General features: G+C 68.2%; 11 protein-coding genes. 4 read left to right on the top strand and 7 right to left on the bottom strand.

Features of this window, described 5'->3' with window-relative positions:
- Positions 1–40: 40 nt before the first annotated feature.
- Both tsf and rpsB read right to left on the bottom strand, forming a co-directional pair.
- Positions 41–922, bottom strand: coding sequence for a translation elongation factor Ts (tsf, locus tag U4012_RS21145; RefSeq protein WP_044843775.1), 882 nt, complete (start codon positions 920–922; stop codon positions 41–43).
- 162 nt (positions 923–1,084) lie between these two features.
- Positions 1,085–1,825 carry a 30S ribosomal protein S2 gene (gene rpsB, locus U4012_RS21140; RefSeq protein WP_006483818.1) on the bottom strand — a complete coding sequence of 247 codons (741 nt, stop codon included), beginning with the start codon at positions 1,823–1,825 and terminating at the stop codon, positions 1,085–1,087.
- A gap of 368 nt (positions 1,826–2,193) precedes the next feature.
- Here rpsB and map point away from each other — a divergent pair, with 368 nt between their 5' ends.
- From map to U4012_RS21125, 3 genes are read left to right on the top strand one after another with little or no spacing between them, the layout of a single operon-like run.
- Entirely contained in the window at positions 2,194–3,009 is an 816-nt protein-coding gene (gene map, locus U4012_RS21135; RefSeq protein ID WP_021159103.1) for a type I methionyl aminopeptidase, read from the top strand.
- Positions 3,010–3,063: 54 nt separating this feature from the next.
- Entirely contained in the window at positions 3,064–5,640 is a 2,577-nt protein-coding gene (locus tag U4012_RS21130) for a [protein-PII] uridylyltransferase (protein ID WP_321801228.1), read from the top strand.
- Positions 5,641–5,656: 16 nt separating this feature from the next.
- Complete coding sequence (locus U4012_RS21125) at positions 5,657–7,519, top strand: pseudouridine synthase (RefSeq protein ID WP_321801227.1); 1,863 nt, start codon at positions 5,657–5,659, stop codon at positions 7,517–7,519.
- A 108-nt stretch (positions 7,520–7,627) separates the two neighbouring features.
- On the opposite strand, the gene def is transcribed toward U4012_RS21125, so the two are convergent.
- The 5 genes from def to U4012_RS21100 all read right to left on the bottom strand — a co-directional run bounded on the left by def (position 7,628) and on the right by U4012_RS21100 (position 16,382).
- A complete protein-coding gene (gene def / locus U4012_RS21120; RefSeq protein ID WP_044847933.1) occupies positions 7,628–8,161 on the bottom strand; it encodes a peptide deformylase in 534 nt (177 codons plus the stop codon).
- On the bottom strand, positions 8,158–10,233 hold the full coding sequence (gene ligA, locus U4012_RS21115; protein ID WP_124570237.1) for an NAD-dependent DNA ligase LigA: 2,076 nt from the start codon (positions 10,231–10,233) through the stop codon (positions 8,158–8,160). The genes def and ligA overlap by 4 nt, the downstream gene beginning before the upstream one ends.
- A 175-nt stretch (positions 10,234–10,408) precedes the next feature.
- On the bottom strand, positions 10,409–11,701 hold the full coding sequence (locus tag U4012_RS21110) for a cell division protein ZipA C-terminal FtsZ-binding domain-containing protein (RefSeq protein ID WP_124486184.1): 1,293 nt from the start codon (positions 11,699–11,701) through the stop codon (positions 10,409–10,411).
- Between the two features lie 85 nt (positions 11,702–11,786).
- The gene (smc, locus tag U4012_RS21105) at positions 11,787–15,299 is read right to left on the bottom strand and encodes a chromosome segregation protein SMC (RefSeq protein ID WP_321801224.1); all 3,513 of its coding nucleotides are present in this window, start codon (positions 15,297–15,299) and stop codon (positions 11,787–11,789) included.
- A gap of 141 nt (positions 15,300–15,440) precedes the next feature.
- Complete coding sequence (locus U4012_RS21100; protein WP_044847937.1) at positions 15,441–16,382, bottom strand: DMT family transporter; 942 nt, start codon at positions 16,380–16,382, stop codon at positions 15,441–15,443.
- Between the two features lie 167 nt (positions 16,383–16,549).
- On the opposite strand from U4012_RS21100, the gene dapC reads away from it, so the two are divergent.
- Positions 16,550–17,782 carry a succinyldiaminopimelate transaminase gene (gene dapC / locus U4012_RS21095; protein WP_321801221.1) on the top strand — a complete coding sequence of 411 codons (1,233 nt, stop codon included), beginning with the start codon at positions 16,550–16,552 and terminating at the stop codon, positions 17,780–17,782.
- Positions 17,783–17,820 lie beyond the last annotated feature (38 nt).

Genomic DNA, 17,820 nt, shown 5'->3' with positions numbered 1-17,820 from the left:
GCGGCGGAGCGGACGCCCGCCGCGGATACTGCCTGACTGCTTACTGCTGCTTTGCTGCTGCGACTTGCGCGGCCACTTCGGCGGCGAAGTCGTCCTGGCGCTTCTCGATGCCTTCGCCGACGACGAACAGCGCGAACTTCTGCACGGTCGCGTTCGCTGCCTTCAGCATCTGCTCGATCGTCTGCTTGTCGTTCTTCACGAACGTCTGGTTCAGCAGCGACACTTCCTTCAGGTACTTCTGGACGCTGCCGTCGACCATCTTCGCGACGATTTCAGCCGGCTTGCCCGATTCGGCAGCCTTCTGCTCGGCGACGCGGCGTTCCGTCTCGATCAGTTCCGCCGGCACGTCGGCCGACGACAGGGCGACCGGCTTCATCGCGGCGATGTGCATCGCGACGTCCTTGCCGACCTGCTCTTCCGCACCCGTGTACTCGACGATCACGCCGATACGCGCGCCGTGCAGGTACGTTGCGATCTTGTTCGCGGTTTCGAAACGGACGAAACGGCGGATCGAGACGTTCTCGCCGATCTTGCCGATCAGGGCCAGGCGGACTGCGTCGACCGTCGAACCGTCGAGCGGCAGTGCCGACAGCGCTGCCACGTCGGCCGGGTTTTGCGTCGCGACGAGTTCTGCGACGGTCTTCGAGAATGCGAGGAAGTCGTCGTTCTTCGCGACGAAGTCGGTTTCGCAGTTCAGCTCGACCAGCGCACCTGCGTTGCCGCCGACGAACGATGCGACGACGCCTTCTGCCGTCACGCGCGATGCCGCCTTGCTCGCCTTGTTGCCGAGCTTGACGCGCAGCAGCTCTTCAGCCTTGGCCAGGTCGCCGTCGGCTTCCGTCAGCGCCTTCTTGCACTCCATCATCGGTGCGTCGGTCTTTGCGCGCAGTTCTGCCACCATGCTTGCGGTAATTGCCGCCATCATTCGCTCCTTGAGTCTGTATTCACAACGCCGCCCGCTTGGACGCGAACGGCCGAAAATCGTTTCCGGACCCGCGCCGATTCGGCGCGATCAGGTCCGGCGCACAAGCTTAAAAAAAGGGGGCCTGTTGAGAGCCCCCTTTTTGCGCCGGCTCGGGGCCAGTTACGCGTTTTCCTCGACGTACTCGTCGTCGCCACGCGCTGCCTGGACCACTTCGTTGACCGCGTTCGCACGGCCTTCCAGGATCGCGTCGGCCACGCCTTCAGCGTACAGCGCGACTGCCTTGCTCGAGTCGTCGTTGCCCGGGATCACGTAGTCCACACCTTCCGGCGAGTGGTTCGTGTCGACCACGGCGATGACCGGCACGCCCAGCTTGTTCGCTTCCGTGACGGCGATCTTGTGGTAGCCGACGTCGACGACGAAGATTGCGTCCGGAATGCCGCCCATGTCCTTCACGCCGCCGATCGACTTCTGCAGCTTGGCGATTTCGCGTTCGAACAGCAGCGCTTCCTTCTTGCTCATCTTTTCGAGCTCGCCCGCCTCGACTGCCGCTTCCATGTCCTTCAGGCGCTTGATCGATACCTTCAGCGTCTTGAAGTTGGTCATCATGCCGCCGAGCCAGCGTGCGTTGACGTACGGCATGCCCGCACGTTGCGCTTCCTGGGCGATCGTGTCACGCGACTGGCGCTTCGTGCCGACGAACAGGATCGTGCCGCGGTTCGCTGCCAGCTGGCGCACGTACTTCTGTGCGTCCGTGAACATCGGCAGCGTCTTTTCGAGGTTGATGATGTGAATCTTGTTGCGGTGACCGAAAATGAACGGAGCCATCTTCGGGTTCCAGAAGCGCGTCTGGTGACCGAAGTGGACACCCGCTTCCAGCATTTGGCGCATCGTGACTGCCATGTAAATTCTCCACGAGGGTTGGGTCTTAAGCCGGCTGCCGTACCGCCGCGCGTTCCGCGCGGCCGGCACCCTGGTTGCGCCGGCTTGCGATTCGGCACGTGCGAAACTGCCCGTGCCGCAAGCCTTTCATCCTGATGCCGTCGCGATACCGCCCCACATCGGGGCATGTTCGGCATTTGGATGTCGACTTAGCCAAAGAGTATAGCACGCCGATTTGTCGGCTCTCAAGTCGCCCGCCACTTTCGCTTGCCGCGCGGCAGCCGGCCGGACAATCCGCGAAAACCCGCACCGGCACCGCCGGCAGGGGCTGCGAGGCCCGCCATAAGGTGCGATAATCCGTCAATTCACCGCATTCCAGGCATACCTCGATGGCTATTACGCTCAAAAACGAACACGACATCGCCGAGATGCGCGTCGCCTGCCGTCTCGCGAGCGAAGTGCTCGACTTCATCACGCCGCACGTCGTCGCGGGCATCACGACCGCCGAACTCGACCGGCTCTGTCACGAATTCATGCTCAACGAGCAGGGCACGATCCCCGCGCCGCTGAACTACCAGCCGCCCGGCTATCCGCCGTACCCGAAGGCCACCTGCATCTCGGTCAACGACGTGATCTGCCACGGCATTCCCGGCGAGAAGGTGATCAAGAACGGCGACGCGCTGAACATCGACATCACCGTGATCAAGAACGGCTACTTCGGCGACACCAGCCGGATGTTCATCGTCGGCGAAGGCTCGATCCTCGCGAAGCGCCTCGTGCAGACCACCTACGAGTGCATGTGGCTCGGCATCGACCAGGTCAAGCCCGGTGCGCACCTCGGCGACATCGGCTACGCGATCCAGAAGCACGCCGAAGCGCAGGGCTACAGCGTCGTGCGCGAATACTGCGGCCACGGCATCGGCACGGTGTTCCACGAGGATCCGCAGGTCGTCCACTACGGCCGCCCGGGCACCGGCATCGAGCTGAAGGCCGGGATGATCTTCACGATCGAGCCGATGATCAACGCCGGCAAGCGCGACATCCGCACGATGCCCGACCAGTGGACGGTCAAGACGCGCGATCGCAGCCTGTCCGCGCAATGGGAGCACACGGTGCTCGTCACCGAAACCGGCTACGAGGTGCTGACCGTGTCCGCCGGCACGCCGGCACGCCCGGTGTTCGCGCAACCGGCCGCCGCGGTCTGAGCGCCGTCGCGCCCGCCCCGCCCACCCCTCACCTGCTGACCTGAACGGCCGCCCATGAGCGCTCACGCCGCCCCCTCGCCCGCAGCGCTGTCGCGGCGCGCCGAATTCAAGGCCGCCAAGGCCGACCTGCTCGAGCGCTTTCGCAGCGCGACGAACGTCACGTCGCTGATGCACGCGCTGTCGAGACTCACCGACGATGCGCTCAAGCGCGTGTGGGACGACTGCGGGCTGCCCGCGACGCTCGCGCTCGTCGCCGTCGGCGGCTACGGGCGCGGCGAGCTCGCGCCCCACTCCGACGTCGACATCCTGGTGCTGCTGCCCGATGCGCACGACCCGGCGCTCGACGCGCGGATCGAGCGCTTCATCGGGATGGCGTGGGATCTCGGCCTCGAGATCGGCAGCAGCGTGCGCACGGTCGAGCAATGCATCGAGGAGGCGTCGCAGGACGTCACCGTGCAGACCTCGCTGCTCGAAGCGCGCCGCATCGTCGGCGGCACCGCGCTGTTCGAACGCTTCACCGTGCGGTATCACGAGGCGCTCGACGCGCGCGCCTTCTTCACCGCGAAGGTGCTCGAGATGCGCCAGCGCCACGCGAAGTTCCAGGACACGCCGTACAGCCTCGAGCCGAACGTGAAGGAGAGCCCCGGCGGGCTGCGCGACCTGCAGACGATCCTGTGGATCGCGCGCGCGGCCGGCTTCGGCAGCAGCTGGCGCGAGCTCGACACGCGCGGCCTCATCACCGATCGCGAGGCACGTGAGCTGCGCCGCAACGAAGGATTCCTGAAGACCCTGCGCGCGCGGCTGCACGTGATCGCCGGGCGCCGCCAGGACATGCTCGTGTTCGACCTGCAGACGCAGGCCGCCGAGAGCTTCGGTTACCGGCCGACGCAGGCCAAGCGCGCGAGCGAGCAGCTGATGCGCCGCTACTACTGGGCCGCGAAAGCGGTCACGCAGCTGGCGACGATCCTGATCCAGAACATCGAGGCGCAGCTGTTCCCCGCGACGAGCGGCATCACGCGTGTGCTGTCGCCCGATCGCTTCGTCGAGAAGCAGGGCATGCTCGAGATCGTCGACGACGGCGTGTTCGAACGCCATCCCGACGCGATCCTCGAGGCGTTCCTGCTGTACGAGGCGACCCGCGGCGTGAAGGGCCTGTCCGCCCGCACGCTGCGCGCGCTCTACAACTCGCGCGAGATCATGAACCACACGTGGCGGCGCGATCCGCAGAACCGCCGCACGTTCATGCAGATCCTGCAGCAGCCCGAAGGCATCACGCATGCGTTCCGGCTGATGAACCAGACGAGCGTGCTCGGCCGCTACCTGCTGAATTTCCGCCGCATCGTCGGCCAGATGCAGCACGACCTGTACCACGTGTACACGGTCGACCAGCACATCCTGATGGTGTTGCGCAACATCCGCCGCTTCGCGGTGGCCGAGCATGCGCACGAGTACCCGTTCTGCAGCCAGCTGATCGGCAACTTCGAGCGCCCGTGGGTGCTGTACGTCGCGGCGCTGTTCCACGACATCGCGAAAGGCCGCGGCGGCGACCACTCGACGCTCGGGATGGCCGACGCGCGGCGCTTCTGCCGCGAGCACGGGATCACCGGCGACGACGCATCGCTGATCGTGTGGCTCGTCCAGCATCACCTGACGATGAGCCAGGTCGCGCAGAAGCAGGACACGAGCGACCCGGAAGTCATCAAGCGCTTCGCCGAAGTCGTCGGCAACGAGCGCTACCTCACCGCGCTCTACCTGCTGACCGTCGCCGATATCCGCGGCACGAGCCCGAAGGTGTGGAACACGTGGAAGGGCAAGCTGCTCGAGGACCTGTACCGCATCACGCTCGCGGTGCTCGGCGGAGCGAACCCCGACGCGCATTCGGAACTGAAGTCGCGGCAAGAGCAGGCGCTCGCGCTGCTGCGCCTCGAGACCGTGCCCGACGACGCGCACCGCGCGCTGTGGGACCAGCTCGACGTCGGCTTCTTCCTGCGTCACGACGCGGCCGACATCGCATGGCAGACGCGCGTGCTGTACCGGCACGTGAACGCCGAGACCGCGATCGTGCGCGCGCGGCCGTCGCCGATCGGCGACGCGCTGCAGGTGCTCGTGTACGTGAAGGACCGCCCCGACCTGTTCGCGGGCATCTGCGCGTACTTCGACCGCAACGGGCTGTCGGTGCTCGATGCGCGTGTCAGCACGACGCGGCACGGCTATGCGCTCGACAACTTCATCGTCACGCAGACCGAACGCGACGTGCGCTACCGCGACATCGCGAATCTCGTCGAACAGCAACTCGCGGCGCGCCTTGCCGAAACCGCGTCGCTGCCGGAACCGTCCAAGGGCCGCCTGTCGCGGCTGTCCCGGACGTTTCCGATCACGCCGCGCGTCGACCTCCGGGCCGACGAGCGCGGCCAGTACTACATCCTGTCCGTGTCCGCCAACGACCGGCCGGGCCTTCTCTATTCGATCGCGCGCGTCCTGGCCGAGCATCAGGTCGGCGTCCACGCGGCGCGGATCAATACGCTCGGCGAACGCGTCGAGGACATCTTCCTGCTCGACGGTGCCGGCCTGTCCGACAACCGCCTGCAGATCCAGCTCGAAACCGAATTGCTGCGCGCGATCGCAGTCTGAATGAATCCCAGCGTTTATGCGCACCAAATTAACCGTCAAGAATCCGAAGCCGGCGTCGCCGACCCGCGCCCCTGTCCGCTCCGGCAGCCTCGTCGCCCGCAAGGCGGTGCGCCCCGCCGCGCTACCCGCAGGCGACAAGCCGGCGCGCCCGAAGAAGGCCGCGCCGGCCGCCGCCGGCGAACGCTCGTTCAAGCCGCGCGGCGCGGCAGGCGCCGAGCGCCCGGGCGCGGATCGCGCACCGGCCAAGCGTGCGCCGCGTGAGGGCGGTGCCGAACGCGGCACGCGCGCGCCGTATCGCGACAACGCAGCCGGCGAAGGGGCGAAGCGCAGCTTCGGCGACCGTCGCACGTCGTCGGATCGTCCGCCGCGCCGTGATGACGATGCACGTCCGCGTCGCGCGGGTGGCGAAGGTGGCGCACGTGCGCCGTATCGCGAGAACGCATCCGGCGAAGGCGCAAAACGCAGCTTCGGCGACCGTCGCACGTCGTCGGATCGCCCGCCGCGTCGCGATGACGACGCACGCCCGCGTCGCGCGGGCGGCGAAGGCGGCCCGCGTGCGCCGTATCGCGACAACGCGTCCGGCGAAGGCGCAAAACGCAGCTTCGGCGACCGCCGCACGTCGTCGGATCGTCCGCCCCGTCGTGACGACGATGCACGTCCGCGTCGTGCGGGTGGCGAAGGCGGCCCGCGTGCGCCCTATCGCGACAACGCATCCGGCGAAAGCGCAAAACGCAGTTTCGGCGACCGTCGCACGTCGTCGGATCGCCCGCCGCGTCGCGACGACGATGCACGTCCGCGTCGCGCGGGTGGCGAAGGCGGCGCACGTGCGCCCTATCGCGACAACGCATCCGGCGAAGGCGCAAAACGCAGCTTCGGCGACCGTCGCACGTCGTCCGATCGCCCGCCGCGTCGTGATGACGACGCCCGCCCGCGCCGCGCAGGCGCCGATGAAGGCAAACGCCCGTCCTATCGCGACAAGGCATCCGGCGAAGGCGCGAAGCGCAGCTTCGGCGACCGCCCGGCGCGCCCCGCACGCGACGGCGAACGCCGCTCGTTCGGTGCGGTCAAGACCGCGCAACCGGTCAAGCGCGCGGCGGCCGAAGTCGACCACGGCGACGAAACCGGCCTGATGCGCCTGTCGAAGCGCATGTCCGAACTCGGCCTGTGCTCGCGCCGCGAAGCCGACGAATGGATCGAAAAGGGCTGGGTGCTCGTCGACGGCGAACGCATCGACACGCTCGGCACCAAGGTCCGCCCGGACCAGAAGATCGAGATCGACGAGCGCGCGAGCGCCGCGCAGGCCGCGCAGGTGACGATCCTGCTGCACAAGCCGGTCGGCTACGTGTCGGGTCAGGCGGAAGACGGCTATGAGGCGGCATCGGTGCTGATCACGCGCGCCAACCAGTGGAGCGGCGACCGCTCGCCGCTGCGCTTCTCGCCGCAGCACCTGCACGCGCTCGCGCCGGCCGGCCGGCTCGACATCGACTCCACCGGCCTGCTCGTACTGACGCAGAATGGCGTGATCGCCAAGCAGCTGATCGGCGAGCAGTCGGACATCGACAAGGAGTATCTGGTGCGCGTGCGCTTCGGCGAACGGCTGATCGACATCGACCAGCACTTCCCCGCGGAATCGCTCGCGAAGCTGCGCCACGGCCTCGAACTCGACGGCGTCCCGCTGAAGCCGGCGATGGTCAGCTGGCAGAACGGCGAACAGCTGCGTTTCGTGCTGCGTGAAGGCAAGAAGCGCCAGATCCGCCGCATGTGCGAACTGGTCGGTCTCGAAGTGATCGGCCTGAAGCGCGTGCGGATGGGCCGCGTGATGCTCGGCGCGCTGCCGCAGGGGCAATGGCGCTACCTGTCGGCCGACGAGTCGTTCTGACAGCGGGCACGCGCTGCGTGCCGCACCATGAAACAAGCCCGCGCAAGCGGGCTTTTTCATATCCGGTACGAAACCACACGCAACGCGGCGCGCGCAGCCGCATCAAGGTCAGTCGTCGGCGGCCGGATCGAGCCCCGGGAACAGCACCTCGGTGAAGCCGAAGCGCGTGAAGTCGGTGATCCGCATCGGATACAGCTTGCCGATCAGGTGATCGTATTCGTGCTGGACGACCCGCGCATGGAAGCCTTCCGCGACACGGTCGAGCTTCGCGCCGAACTGGTCGAAGCCGCTGTAACGCACCTTCGCGTAGCGGCTGACGACGCCGCGCATGCCCGGCACCGACAGACAGCCTTCCCAGCCCTCTTCCATGTCCGGCGGCATGTACTCGAGCTTCGGGTTGATCAGCACGGTCTCGGGCACCGGCGGTGCGTCCGGATAACGGTTGTTGCTGCCGAAGCCGAAGATGATGATCTGCAGCCCGACGCCGATCTGCGGCGCGGCGAGCCCCGCGCCGTTCGCGTGATGCATCGTCTCGAACATGTCCGCGACGATCTCGTGCAGTTCGGGGGTGTCGAACCGCTCGACCGGCTTGGCGACTTCGAGCAGGCGCGGATCGCCCATCTTCAGGATCTCGCGAATCATGGCGTGTTGCCCTCCAGGAGTTGGTGCAGTCCGTCTTCGTCCAGCACGGGGATGCCGAGTTCCTCGGCCTTCGCGAGCTTGCTGCCGGCGTCGGCGCCCGCGACCACATAATCCGTCTTCTTCGATACCGAGCCCGCGACTTTCGCGCCGGCCGCTTCGAGCATCTCCTTCGCCGCGTCGCGCGTGAGGTTCGGCAGCGTGCCCGTCAGCACGACCGTCTTGCCGGCGAGCACGCCCTGCGGCGCCTTCGGCGCGGGCGGGCCTTCGGGCCACGTGACCTTGCCGGGCGCGCGCAATTGCTCGATCACCGTGCGGTTGTGTTCTTCCGCGAAGAACTGGTGAATCGACTCGGCCACGATCGGCCCGACGTCGTTCACTTCGAGCAGTTCCTCGATCGACGCGTCCATGATCGGCGTCAGCGACCCGAAATGCTTCGCGAGATCCTTCGCGGTCGATTCGCCGACATGGCGGATCCCGAGCCCGTAGATGAAGCGCGCGAGCGTCGTGTGCTTCGCCTTCTCCAGCGAGTCGAGCAGATTCTGCGCGGACTTCTCGGCGAACCGGTCGAGTTCAGCGAGCGTCGCGAAACCGAGATTGAACAGGTCGGCCGGCGTGCGCACGAGATTCAGTTCGACGAGCTGATCGATGATCTTCTCGCCGAGCCCGTCGATGTCGAGCGCGCGGCGCTGCGCGAAGTGCCACAGCGCCTGCTTGCGCTGCGCCGGGCAGAACAGCCCGCCCGTGCAGCGTGCGATCGCCTCGTCCGGCAGGCGCTCGATCTTCGAGCCGCACACCGGGCACTCGGTCGGCATCACGAACTCGGCCGCGTCATCCGGCCGGCGCTCGAGCAATGCACCGACGACCTCGGGGATCACGTCGCCGGCGCGCCGCACGATCACGGTATCGCCGATCCGGATGTCCTTGCGGCGCACTTCGTCCTCGTTGTGCAGCGTCGCGTTGGTCACCGTCGCGCCGCCGACGAACACGGGTTCGAGCCGCGCAACCGGCGTGATCGCGCCCGTGCGGCCGACCTGCACGTCGATCGCGACCAGCTTCGTCAGCGCTTCCTGCGCCGGAAACTTGTGCGCGAGCGCGAAGCGCGGCGCGCGCGACACGAAGCCGAGGCGGTCCTGCTCGTCGCGCCGGTTCACCTTGTAGACGACGCCGTCGATGTCGTACGGCAGCGACTCGCGCTTCTCGCCGACCTTGCGGAAGAAGCCGAGCAGGCCATCGGCGCCCTGCACGACCGCGCGTTCGCGGTTCACCGGCAGGCCGAGCGTTTCGTACCAGTCGAGCAGCGCGCTGTGCGTGTCCGGCATCGGCATCCCGTCGAGCCTGCCGACCCCGTACGCGAAGAACGACAGCGGACGCTGCGCGGTGATCTTCGGGTCGAGCTGGCGCAGGCTGCCGGCCGCCGCATTGCGCGGGTTCGCGAATTCGCGCTGCTCGGCCGCGCGCTGGCGTTCGTTCAGGCGTGCGAAATCACGCTTGAACATCAGCACCTCGCCGCGCACGTCGAGCACGGCCGGCACATGCTTGCCCTTCAGCTTCAGCGGGATCGAGCGGATCGTGCGGACGTTCTCGGTCACGTCCTCGCCGGTCGTGCCGTCGCCGCGCGTCGACGCCTGCACGAACACGCCCTGCTCGTAGCGCAGCGAGATCGCGAGCCCGTCGAACTTCAGCTCGCACGCGTATTCGACCGGGTCCGTCACCGAGCCGGCGAGATCGGTCGTCTTGTCGAGCGCATCGGCGACGCGCTTGTCGAATGCGACGATGTCCTCGTCGGCGAAACCGTTGTTCAGCGACAGCATCGGCGCGTCGTGGACGACCGGCGTGAAACCGCCCGCCACTTCGCCGCCGACGCGCTGCGTCGGCGAATCGGGCGTCACGAGTTCGGGATGATCGGTTTCGAGTTGCTGCAGCTCGCCGAACAGCCGATCGTATTCGGCGTCGGGCAGGTCCGGCTGGTCGAGCACGTAATAGGCGTAATTCGCCCGCTCGAGTTGGTCGCGCAGCCACGCGGCACGCGCGTCGGGCTGGCTGGCTGGCGGTTCGGCTTGGGTTCGGGCCATGCTGGCGGCAGATTCGTTCTGAAAAATCGGATGTCCGATTATCTCAGTTTGACGCCGCGACGGGGGCGCGCGATGCGTGCCGCGCAGGCCCGCTGCAGCACACCCAGGCGGGGTGTGTGCACTGCAGCAGCGACCGACGGGCGACGGCACGTCAGGTCGCCGCCCGTGCAACGCGTTACTGGCTGAAGAGACGGCGCGTGACCGGCGAACCGGCCGGGATGCCCGCTTCCTCGAGCTTCGCGTACAGCTTCATCAGTTGCTGGTCGATCGCGACGAGCGTCGATTCCGGCAGCGGCCGGCGCGAATCGTCGACGACCCGCGCGCCGATCCGCTCGGACAGCGACTTCGCGTAATCGCACATCAGCCGGAACGGCAGGATGTCCTCTTCGGCGACCGGCACGTCGAGCACCAGCGTGATCATGTTGCCGCCCTTGTAGGTCAGGTCGTCGCGCAGGAAGTTCGTGTCGCCGAACTGCAGCATGAACACGGGGTTCTGCTTCGCGTCGAGCTTCACGAACCGCGTGCCGTCGCGCGACAGCAGCAACCCGTCCTGGGACGCGACGGCCTGCACGTAGTTCGCCGACCACGGCGCGCCGTCCGACATCACGTTGATCGACAACTGAGCGTCGCACTGCGCGGCAAAGCCGTCGAGTTCGCGCGCCATCGCGACCGTCTCCATCATGTCGGGGAATTCCGGTGCGCCGTCGATCGTGTCGGCGAACTGCTGGACGCCCGTCACGAACTCGGAGAATTCGAGCTCGTTCAGCGCGCCGCTGCGGTTCGCGAGCTGCGCGGCCGCGCGCAGCTCTTCATAGCGCACGCCGTTCTGCAGCAGCTCCCATTGGCCGCCTTCCGGCTTGCCTTCGATATGCACGGGCTTGCTGCCCGCGCGGCGCAGCCGCTGCGCGGCCGGCAGGATCTTGTCGCCCGGCAGCGGCGCGCCGAGGCGAATCGGCACGATGCAGTCGATCCGGCGGTCGACGATCGCGGGCGGCGCCGACGAAATCGTCGTGGCGGCCGGCAGCACGGGTTCGGCCGGTTCGTGCGATGCGGCGGCGGCCGGCGCTTCCTGCGCGGCGGCGGCGGCATCGTCGACGGCCTGCTCGGCCGACTCGGTCGACCCCGACGGCGCGTCGCCCCCGGTGGCTTCGGCCTGCAGGTCGGCCGGCGTGTCGGCAGGCGCCACGCCGCCGAAGGTCGGCTCGACGCGCGCGGCTTCGACCGGCGCGCTCGCGGCGGCGGCGGCCGGTGCCGGCGCCGCGGGCTCGCGGCGTGCGGGCTGGCGCACCGGCTCGATGAACGGCAGCTCTTCGTCGCGCTCGGGGCGATTCATCGCCTCGACCGCCTCTTCCGGCATCGGGCGCGGCATCCTGCGCCGCACCTTCGCACCCTGCCACGCGTTGTAGACCACGACGCCGCCCACCACGACGGCGCCCGCGCCGATCAAACCGAGTGTCAACTCGTCCATGCACGCTCCATCAGCAATTCTTGTTCGTCGGAACCGCGAACGGGCGCCCATGCGCCGCGCGAACGCGGTCCGGTTTCTTCAAACGTCAATTCTGGGCAAAACCCGCGGCGGTTTCCATGTCCACCGCGACGATCCGCGACACGCCCTGCTCCTGCATCGTCACGCCGATCAGTTGCTGCGCCATCTCCATCGCGATCTTGTTGTGCGAGATGAAGAGGAACTGCGTCTTGTCGGACATCGCGCGCACGAGATTCGCGAAACGCTCGGTGTTCGCGTCGTCGAGCGGCGCGTCGACCTCGTCGAGCAGACAGAACGGCGCCGGGTTCAACTGGAACATCGCGAACACCAGTGCGGTGGCGGTCAGCGCCTTTTCGCCGCCCGACAGCAGGTGGATGGTCGCGTTCTTCTTGCCCGGCGGCTGCGCCATCACCTGCACGCCCGCATCGAGGATTTCGTCGCCCGTCATGATCAGCTTCGCCTGGCCGCCGCCGAACAGGCGCGGGAACAGGTCGCTGAAGTGACGGTTGACCTCGTCGAAGGTACCCTGCAGCAGCGTGCGGGTTTCCTGGTCGATCTTGTGGATCGCATCCTCGAGCGTCGTGATCGCGTCGGTCAGGTCGGCCGACTGCGCATCGAGGAACACCTTGCGCTCGCTCGCGGCCTTCAGCTCGTCGAGCGCGGCCATGTTGACCGGACCCAGCGCGTTGATCGCGTTGTTCAGGCGCGTGACCTCGCCCTGCAGGTACGACGGTTTCAGGTCCGGCGTCAGCTTCTCGCGCAGCGCTTCCTCGTCGACCTCGGCCGCCGCGAGCTGCTCGGCAAACTGCTCGACGGACAGGCGCGCGGCCTGCTCCTTCAGCTGCAGCTCGGTGATGCGGTCGCGCAGCGGCTGCAGCGAACGCTCGGCGACGAGACGCTGCTCGTCCGACGCGCGCAGCTTCGCGGTCAGGTCGTCGAGTTCGATCCGCGCGGCCTGCAGCGCCTCTTCCTTCACCGCGCGAATTTCGAGCGCGTCCTGCAGGCCCGTGTGCGCGGTCTGCTCGTTGATCGTTTCGAGTTCGGCGCGCGCGTCTTCCAGCGACGCGGCGACGCGCTCGCTCTGCTCGTGCGCGACCTGGATGCTGCGCTTCAGTTCGTCGATGCGCGTGACCGCGTTGCGCGCGGCGAAACGCGCGTCGTTCGCGCCGCGCTCGAGGTCGCGCGCTTCCTGGCGCGCCTGCGTCAGCGATTCGTCGAGCGCCTCGAACGCGAGCTGGTTGTCCTCGAAGCGCGCCTGCAGCTCCGCGAGTTCGCCGTCGAAGCGCTCGAAGTTCGCTTCCGATTCCGCGCGCAATGCGCGCTGCTCGTCGATCTGCGCGCCGATCTCCTCGAGTTCTTCGCGGATCTGCGTGCTGCGCTGCGTGTAGCGTTCATGCGCCTGGGCGAGCTTCAGCACGTCCATCTGCAATGCATGCACGCGCTGGGTCGCGCGTTCGGCCTGCGCGCGCACGTCGCCGAGCGCCTGCGTGGCCTGCGTGTGTGCGGCTTCCGCGCGCACCGCCGCCGTGCGGGCCTCGTCGGCGAGCAGCGCCTGCGCGCGCACCTGGCGCGTCAGGTTCTCGATCTCCTGCTGGCGGGCCAGCATCCCGGCCTGCTCCGAATCGGCCGCGTACAACTGCACGCCGACACGCGTGACGATGTGGCCGGCCTTCACGACGAACGCGCCGCCGGCCGGCAGTTGCGCGCGCGTCGCGAGTGCCTGCGCGACGTCGTCGGCGACGTACACGTTGCCGAGCCAGTCGTTCAGCACCGCGCGGATGCCCGCATCGTCGATGCGCACGAGCGACAGCACCGGGCGCAGCCCGGCCGCGGCGGCCGGCGGCTCGCCGGCCACGGGCGGCGCGTAGAACGCGAGCTTCGCGGGCGGCGCATCGGTCGCGAACGCCTTCACCCAGTCGAGATTCGACACTTCGAGCGCAGCGAGTCGCTCGCGCAACACCGCTTCGAGCGCCGCTTCCCAGCCCGCTTCGACGTGCAGCTTCTTCCACAGGCGCGGCAGCGCGCCGAGCTCGTGCTTGTCGAGCCACGGCTGGATCTTGCCTTCGGTCTGTACGTTCTCCTGCAGCTGCTTGAGCGCGGCGAGCCGCGCCTCGAGCTGGTGGATCTGCGTGCTTTCGGCCTGCACCCGCTCCTGCGCCGCACGGCGTTCGCCGTCGAGGCGCGGCACCGTTTCCTGTGCATCGGCGAGGCGTGCCTGCGCTTCGGCGAGGATCTCTTCCTGCTCGGCGAGCTGCATGCGCAACTCTTCGAGCTGCGCTTCGTCCGGCGCGTCGAGCCCGCCCGCCTCCGACTTCAGCCGCTCATGGCGCTGCTGAAGCTGCTGGAGCTGCTGGTCGGCATTGCGCTGGTGCGCAGCTTCGAGCTTCAGCGACTGTTCGGTCTGCGCGATCCGCGCGCGCTCGTCGTTGAGCTGTGCCTGCGCATCGCGCCACTTCGCTTCGAGCGCCGGCAGCGCGTCATGCTTCGCGGCTGCGTTGTCCTCGGCGAGTGCGGCCTTCTCGTCGGCCATCGCGCGCGCTTCCTCGGCTTCCTCGAGCTCGTCCTGCGCCTTCTCGGCCTGCGCGCGCCATTGCTCGCGCTGCGCGTTCAGCGCGGCGATCTGCGCCTGCACGCGGTTGCGCGATTCGACGATGAACTTGATCTCGGCCTCGAGGCGGCTCACTTCGGCGTTGGCCTCGTAGAGCGCGCCCTGCGCGCCCTGCATCGCGTCGCTCGCCGAGTAATGCGCGACCCGCAGCGTCTCGAGCTGCGATTCGACCTCGCGCAGTTTCGCCGTCTGCGCCTCGAGGTCGATCTGCGCCTGTTCGATCGCGCGCTGCTGCTTCTGCTGCTCGCCGGCGGCCTCGTTCTTGCGCAGCAGCCACAACAGGCGCTGCTTCTCCTCGCCGTCGGTGACGAGTTCCTTGTACTTGGTCGCGACGACGGCCTGCGCCTCGAGCTTCTCGAGGTTCGCGCCGAGCTCGCGGACGATGTCCTCGACGCGCGTCAGGTTCTCGCGCGTGTCGTGCAGGCGGTTCTCGGTCTCGCGGCGGCGCTCCTTGTACTTCGACACGCCCGCGGCTTCCTCGAGGAACACGCGCAGCTCTTCCGGCTTCGCCTCGATGATCCGCGCGATCATGCCCTGCCCGATGATCGCGTACGCGCGGGGCCCGAGGCCCGTGCCGAGGAAGATGTCCTGGATGTCGCGGCGACGCGCCGGCAGGTTGTTGATGTAGTAGCTCGACGTGCCGTCGCGCGTCAGCACGCGCTTCACGGCGATCTCGCCGTACTGGCCCCACTGCCCGGCCGCACGGCCGTCGGAGTTGTCGAAGATCAGTTCGACGCTGGCCCGGCTGCCGGGCTTGCGGGCGGTCGAGCCGTTGAAGATCACGTCCTGCATCGACTCGCCGCGCAGCTCGGACGCGCGCGACTCGCCGAGCACCCAGCGCACGGCATCGATGATGTTGGACTTGCCGCACCCGTTCGGGCCCACCACGCCGACAAGCTGGCCCGGAACCTGGAAATGCGTGGGATCGACAAAGGATTTGAAGCCAGCGAGTTTGATCGAGCTCAGACGCACGGCGGTATCGGATGTGAAGAAGAGGTGAAACGGACGGGGCCGCGACGCGCGGGGCCGGACGGCCCGTGTGCGCGATGCGCCCCGGAATTCAAAAGCGGGGCCGCGCGCATCTCAAGCGTTGGGCCCCGCAAACGGCTTCCATCATACCATCGCGCGTGCGCCGTCCCGCCCGTCGCCGGGTTTGCCCGATGCCGGCGCGGCACGATGGACCCGGCTCGACAGCAGCGTCGCCAGCACGATGCACGCGCCGCCCGCCCACTCTCGCGCGCTCGGCAGCTCGCTCGCGAACACCCACGCCGACAGCGCGGTGATCACGATCTCGAACAGCATGATGATCGACGCGCGGTTCGCCGGCACGCGCGCGAGCCCGTATTGCACGAGCAGGTTGTTGGCGGCCATCGTCACGCCGATCGCGGCGATGATCGCTGCCGCGACGCCGAGCTGGCTTCCCGCCGGCGCGGCCGGCAGCCCCTCGAACAGCGACGCGACCGCGCCGAACACCGCCGCGCCGCCGAACAGCGTCGCCGTGCGCATCTCGGCGCGCATCTCCGGCAGCTCGCGGCTCGCCTTGATCACGAGCACGTTGCTCATCGCGAAACTCAGGCCGGCCGCAAGCCCCGCCCATTCGGCCGGGTTGGCCGGCAGCGGCACGCCGAGCTGCGGCGACCACAGCATCAGCATCGCGCCGCCGATCGACAGCGCCGCGAGCGCCGCGCCGGCCCAGGTCAGCCGCTCGCGCAGCAGGAAATGCGCGTAGATCGCGGTCCATGCCGGGGTCAGGTAGAACAGCAGCATCACGCGCAGCACTTCGCCGTGGATCGTGCCCCACACGAAACCGAGATTGGTCACGCCCGCCGTGATCGCGATGCCCGGCAGCACCCAGTGCCAGCGCAGCGTGGCGATCGTGCGGTGCCGCACGACGACCACGAACAGGAACGCGACCACGCTCGTCAGCGCGCTCGCCAGCGTGCCGGTGAGCCCGAGCGACGCGAGAATCCGCAGCGGATACCAGATCAGGCCCCATACCGACGCGCCGATCAGGATGGCCAGCGTCGGCAGGCTGCCGCGTACCGCGTTATTCATTTGATTCGCTACCCTTTATTCGAGCGGCCCGGCCGCCGTTCCGGCGGGCCGCGACCGCATTGCGTCACGTTATAATCGTCCGCTGCGAGCCGCGCGCCGTCGGCGCCCGCCCGCAGCCGTGCGGCACCCGCGCCGCCCCTTTCGCCCTTTCGCTCCAACCGGCCGCGATGGCCGCTTCGCCCGTGAACCCTCGACTCGACTCGCTCCAGCCCTATCCCTTCGAAAAGCTGCGCGCCCTGTTCAAGGACGTGACGCCTTCCGGCGACCTGAAACCGATCAGCTTCGGCATCGGCGAGCCCAAGCACCCGACGCCGGCGCTGATCCGCGACGCCGTGGTGGCCGCGCTCGACGGTCTCGCGTCGTACCCGGCCACGGCCGGCTCGGACGCGCTGCGCACGTCGATCGCACACTGGCTCGAGCGCCGCTACGGGCTGCCGGCAATCGACCCGGCGACGCAGGTGCTGCCCGTATCGGGCTCCCGCGAGGCGCTGTTCTCGCTCGCGCAGACTGTGATCGACGCGCGCCCGCGCGCGGATGGCAAGAAGGCGATCGTACTCTGTCCGAATCCGTTCTATCAAATTTACGAAGGCGCGGCGCTGCTGGCCGGTGCCGAACCCTATTTCGCGAACAGCGACCCGGTCCGCAACTTCGCGTGCGACTACGCGGCCGTGCCCGATGAAGTGTGGGCGCGCACCCAGCTGCTGTACGTGTGCTCGCCGGGCAACCCGACGGGCGCCGTGCTGACGCTCGACGACTGGCGCGAGCTGTTCGCGCTGTCCGACCGCCACGGTTTCGTGATCGCGTCCGACGAATGCTATTCGGAGATCTATTTCGACGAAGCGGCGCCGCCGCTCGGCGGCCTCGAGGCCGCGCACCGCCTCGGCCGCGGCTTCGAGCGGCTCGTGATGCTGTCGAGCCTGTCGAAGCGCTCGAACGTGCCGGGCATGCGCTCGGGCTTCGTCGCCGGCGACGCCGCGCTCCTGAAAAAATTCCTGCTGTACCGCACGTACCACGGCGCCGCGCTGTCGCCGGTCTGGCAGCACGCGAGCATCGCCGCGTGGAACGACGAGGCGCACGTGCGCGAGAACCGCGCGCTGTACCTGCAGAAGTTCAGCACGGTCACGCCGATGCTGGCCGACGTGATCGACGTGAAGCTGCCCGACGCCGCGTTCTACCTGTGGGCCAACGTCGCGCGCACCGGCCTGTCGGACACCGAGTTCGCCCGCCGCCTGTACGCCGACTATAATGTGACGGTTCTGCCCGGCTCGTACCTCGCGCGCGATGCGCACGGCGCGAATCCGGGCCGCGATTTCATCCGGATCGCGCTCGTCGCGGGCACCCCCGAATGCGTCGAGGGCGCGCAACGCATCGTCGATTTCTGCCGGGCTCTCGCGCGGTAAGACGTCCATCCCGATCAATTCCATTCATCTCCTGCGAA

This window comes from Burkholderia sp. BCC1988 (genome assembly GCF_905339895.1).
Lineage (GTDB): Bacteria > Pseudomonadota > Gammaproteobacteria > Burkholderiales > Burkholderiaceae > Burkholderia.
Note: the sequence above shows the minus strand (reverse complement) of the source record. Positions and strands in the feature narration are given on the sequence as shown.

What these genes read in the sequence shown, in the direction of transcription:
- rpsB (WP_006483818.1), bottom strand. Translation starts at nt 1,825, where the DNA reads ATGGCAGTCACGATGCGCCAAATGCTGGAAGCGGGTGTCCACTTCGGT.
- U4012_RS21100 (WP_044847937.1), bottom strand. Translation starts at nt 16,382, where the DNA reads ATGAATAACGCGGTACGCGGCAGCCTGCCGACGCTGGCCATCCTGATC.
- dapC (WP_321801221.1), top strand. Translation starts at nt 16,550, where the DNA reads ATGGCCGCTTCGCCCGTGAACCCTCGACTCGACTCGCTCCAGCCCTAT.
- def (WP_044847933.1), bottom strand. Translation starts at nt 8,161, where the DNA reads ATGATTCGCGAGATCCTGAAGATGGGCGATCCGCGCCTGCTCGAAGTC.
- map (WP_021159103.1), top strand. Translation starts at nt 2,194, where the DNA reads ATGGCTATTACGCTCAAAAACGAACACGACATCGCCGAGATGCGCGTC.
- U4012_RS21125 (WP_321801227.1), top strand. Translation starts at nt 5,657, where the DNA reads ATGCGCACCAAATTAACCGTCAAGAATCCGAAGCCGGCGTCGCCGACC.
- tsf (WP_044843775.1), bottom strand. Translation starts at nt 922, where the DNA reads ATGGCGGCAATTACCGCAAGCATGGTGGCAGAACTGCGCGCAAAGACC.
- ligA (WP_124570237.1), bottom strand. Translation starts at nt 10,233, where the DNA reads ATGGCCCGAACCCAAGCCGAACCGCCAGCCAGCCAGCCCGACGCGCGT.
- U4012_RS21110 (WP_124486184.1), bottom strand. Translation starts at nt 11,701, where the DNA reads ATGGACGAGTTGACACTCGGTTTGATCGGCGCGGGCGCCGTCGTGGTG.
- U4012_RS21130 (WP_321801228.1), top strand. Translation starts at nt 3,064, where the DNA reads ATGAGCGCTCACGCCGCCCCCTCGCCCGCAGCGCTGTCGCGGCGCGCC.